Source organism: Micromonospora sp. 15K316, assembly GCF_004348525.1.
GTDB lineage: Bacteria > Actinomycetota > Actinomycetes > Mycobacteriales > Micromonosporaceae > Micromonospora.
This window is the reverse complement of the sequence record NZ_SMKG01000352.1, coordinates 1-3,723: the sequence shown is the minus strand read 5'-3', so window position 1 is coordinate 3,723 and position 3,723 is coordinate 1. Positions and strand designations below refer to the sequence as shown.

General features: G+C 70.2%; 3 protein-coding genes. All 3 read left to right on the top strand.

Annotated features, from left to right (window positions below; all coding sequences use genetic code 11):
* The first annotated feature begins 34 nt into the window (after window positions 1–34).
* Window positions 35–1,219, top strand: coding sequence for a WxL protein peptidoglycan domain-containing protein (locus E1211_RS31225; protein WP_132353696.1), 1,185 nt, complete (start codon window positions 35–37; stop codon window positions 1,217–1,219).
* A 66-nt stretch (window positions 1,220–1,285) separates the two neighbouring features.
* A complete protein-coding gene (locus E1211_RS31220; protein WP_132353694.1) occupies window positions 1,286–2,863 on the top strand; it encodes a TIGR03773 family transporter-associated surface protein in 1,578 nt (525 codons plus the stop codon).
* Window positions 2,864–3,166: 303 nt separating this feature from the next.
* Window positions 3,167–3,723 (top strand): metal ABC transporter solute-binding protein, Zn/Mn family (locus E1211_RS31215; RefSeq protein ID WP_243709791.1); only part of this gene is annotated, 557 nt, incomplete at its 3' end.

The window sequence follows — 3,723 nt, the reverse complement described above, 5'->3', positions numbered from 1 at the left end:
CGCCAGAACGAGGGAATGGACCCGCCACCCCGCCATGCGTATGCCCATCGCCACTGCCGTCGGCATCCTCGTGCTCGCGGTCCCCGCGGCCCCAGTGCCCGCACCGAGCCGGACGCCAGCGCCGATCAGCGCTGTGCCCGCCCCACCCGCACCGGCACCGCTCACCTGGGGCGTGGCCCCGTCGAGCCCCACGGGGCCCAACGGGCGGGCGAACTTCTCCTACAAACTCGACCCTGGTGCCACGGTGACCGACTACGTCGCGGTGACCAACCACTCCCCGCGGCCGCTCACCCTGACCCTCTACGCCAGCGACGCGGTCACCACACCGTACGGCGGCTTCGACCTGTTGCCCGGGGCGCAGCGGCCGCTCGACGTCGGCTCCTGGGCGCGGCTCTCCACTTCGGCGCTGACGATCCCGTCGACGTCCCGGGTGACCGTGCCGTTCACTCTGACAGTCCCAGAAAACGCCACTCCGGGGGATCACACGGGCGGCATCGTGGCCTCGCTCGCGGCCACCACGACCGACGGCCAGGGCAACACGGTCTCGGTCGACCACCGGGTCGGTGCGCGCCTCTACCTGCGGGTCACCGGAGAGCTGCGGCCGGCGCTGGCCCTGGAGGACCTCCGGGTGCACCACACAGCTTCCCGCAACCCGTTCACGGGCGGTGAGATCATCGCCAGGGCCACGATCCGCAACACCGGAAACGTGCGGCTCGCTGGTCGACCCAGGCTTAGTGCCTCCGGCGTGTTCGGCCTGGGTGCCCGGGACGCTCCGGGTGCGGCGTTGCCGGAGATCTTGCCGGGCGACGCCATTCAGACCACACTTCGGCTACCCCGGGTGCCTCCGCTGTTCCGGCTTAGCGCCACCGCCACCGTCGCCCCCGGGCCCGTCGACGATCAGGTGTTCGACCCACCGCCGGCGACCGTGTCGGAGACGGTTGCCGTCTGGGCCGTGCCGTGGGTCCAGTTGCTGCTCGTCACCCTTGTCTGCGCGACGGTCTGGGCCCTCCTGGCGCTGCGTGGACGCAGACGCCGTCGCGCGGCTCGGACGTTGGAGCAGGCTGTCGCCGCCGCTCGTGATCAGGGCTGCGCAGAAGCCGCCGCGGCCGCCCTGGCCGAAAAGACCAACCCAGTCGGAACACCCGCGTCACCGCGGGACAGCCGTGGGCCGGAAGCCGGAACCGAGGCGTCACTGCCACCTTCGGACGTCCAGCCATGACAACACCACCCCGACCGAACGGCCAAGACAGTGAGAACCCCGAGTGGACCAGGAACAGGGAGGATGATGAGAACAGCACATGTGCGTACCGGTGCGGCCGGGTTCGCCCTAGCCGTGCTGACGCTGGCCGGCGCTGCCGCGCCGGCAGGTGCCACCGAGGCCCAGCTCGACCCGGCAGGGGCGGACCTGGTGTCCCTCTCCGTCGCCGACGGCGACCTGTCGTTGCACGTCCGCGACGCGAACCAGATAGCTCGCAACGCGGTCGGGCACGACCCCTCTGACGTGCAGTTGAGCACGGAAGGCGGTGTGGCGGTACGGGTGCCGGACAACCCGGCGTTCTCGTTCCTCGGCGCGCCCGGTCAGGCCGTCTGGTCGCTGACGTCCGGGAGCGAGGGCCTTCCCGCGTTCGACACCACGGGTGTGAGGCGGGGCGTCGTCCCTGGCGACACGGTGACCCTGTCGCTCGCGGCGGAAGGGCCCGGACGGTTCACCGTCTACACCCCCTCCGGGCTCGGAACGGCCGGGTTGTTGCTCGGTACGAGTGCTCGCGAGGTGAGGTTGCCGGCCGAGAGCCGCACGCCGGTCGTGTGGGCGTTCGACGAGCCCGGGAACTACCGGCTGACTCTTTCCTCGTCGGCGACGTTGTCGACGGGCAGAACTGTCACCACCGACGCGACCTACCAGGTCACCGTCCCGCAGATCCAACCGGGACCGGTGGTGCCCCCGCCCGCGGCGGCCGCTCCGATCGAGACGTCCCGGACACCGCAGTTGCGGCCTCAGAACAAGGGGCCCACGCCGGTACCCCGGGCCGCGGCCGCGTCGACACCGGCGAATCGGCAGCCGGAGGCCGCGAATGCCGCCTCGGCGAGCGGCGAACGCAAGGTGATCTCCGACGGACACGTCGACATGGGGCCACAACTGGTGGGCCGTGACTGGACGATCCGCATCAAGGACGACACGGTCAGTCCGGCCGTGTGGCGGGAACTGGCTGACGTGGTCCTGCAGGTCAAGGAGAACGCGAAGACCACGGTTCCGGCCGGTGCCGACTTCCTGGGCAAGGAGGGGGACGAGGTCTGGCTGCTGCCACAGGCGCAGCGGTCCGGGATCGTCTGGCCGGGCTGGAACACTCAGCACGAGTCGGTGGTCTCCGGCACTCGGGGCAACGTGACCTGGGCTCTCACCGGTGTCGACGGTCCGGGCCGCTTCACTCTCTTCCTGACCGGATCGTTCGGTAACGCCGATGTCCTGTTCGACTCGACCAAGCAACTGCCGCAACGGCTTCCGATCCCGCCGAACACGCACGCCCACGGCAACTGGGCGTTCAGCGAGCCGGGCCTCTACCGGCTGAAGGTTCAGATGAGCGGCACGACCACGGACGGCCGGGCGGTCACCGACACCAAGACTCTGGCGATCGCCGTGGGTGACGGCACCGATCCGGGCACCGGCTTCGGCAGTGGTTCCGGGGACAACATCGGCGACGGCGACGGCGACGGCAGCGGTTCCGGTGGCGACGGCAGGTTGCCGCGTACCGGCACGTCCTGGATCCTGCCGGCCGCCGCTGGCGGTCTCCTCCTTGTGCTGGGCGGGGGAGTGCTGCGGTTCGCCGTGCGACGTCGCAGGGCAACCGACGCCTGGGCTGGTTGAGGGCAGTAGCGCCGGCCATCGTTCGGGTTGCCCCGTCATCCGGCCTTGTCCGATGAGAACGGAAAGCCCGGTGTCCCGCCGCGTGACCGGCGGGAGACCGGGATCCGGCGGTCAGCCAGTACATCTTCGCGGCGGCATCCGCGCCCTCGACGAACAACCGACGGTTCAGTCGAGTCGAGTGCCATGACGCCGACGGCTAACCGAGTTGATAATCATTACCATTTTCATGCTATCGTGCGGCGCATCGCGGAGGGGCGGCGAGGAACCGCCGACCCGCGAAACCTTCGGGAAGGAGAAGCGTGGATGCGCGCTGTCGGCGTCACCCGTACCTGCCCGCCCGCTCGTCGCATCGGCTGCCGGATCCGGCTGCTACTGCTGCTGCCACTGCTGGTCGGGCTCGTCGCCGGCTGCCGGTCAGAGGTGGCGTTGAGCGGGCGCGACGGACGGGTCCAGGTGGTCACGACCACCGGCATTCTGCGGGATCTGGTCGGGAACGTCGGTGGTGACCGCGTGCGCGTCAGTTCGCTGGTACCGGACGGCGCAGATCCGCACAGCTACGAGCCGTCGCTGAGGGACGTGCGCAACGTCGTCTACGCCGATGTCGCGTTCAGCAACTACCTGCTGCTGGAGGAGCAAGCCGTCATCAAGGCGCTGGACGCGAACCTGCGCGAGGGCGTGCCGAGCGTCTCGCTGGCCGAGGGCGCGGTGAAGTACGCGGCAGAGATCATCCCGCTGGTCGAAGACGTGTCGCTGGACACCATCTGGCTGGGCATGCGAGTCCGGGGCACCGGGGCGGCTCACGGGGCGAACCGCGCCTCCGACGTGCTGCTCAGCGCGGTCACCATGGGAGGGCCGGGCAG

Bases quoted from the DNA above. Each gene is read 5' to 3' on its own strand.
- E1211_RS31220 (WP_132353694.1), top strand. From the start codon at position 1,286: ATGAGAACAGCACATGTGCGTACCGGTGCGGCCGGGTTCGCCCTAGCC.
- E1211_RS31225 (WP_132353696.1), top strand. From the start codon at position 35: ATGCGTATGCCCATCGCCACTGCCGTCGGCATCCTCGTGCTCGCGGTC.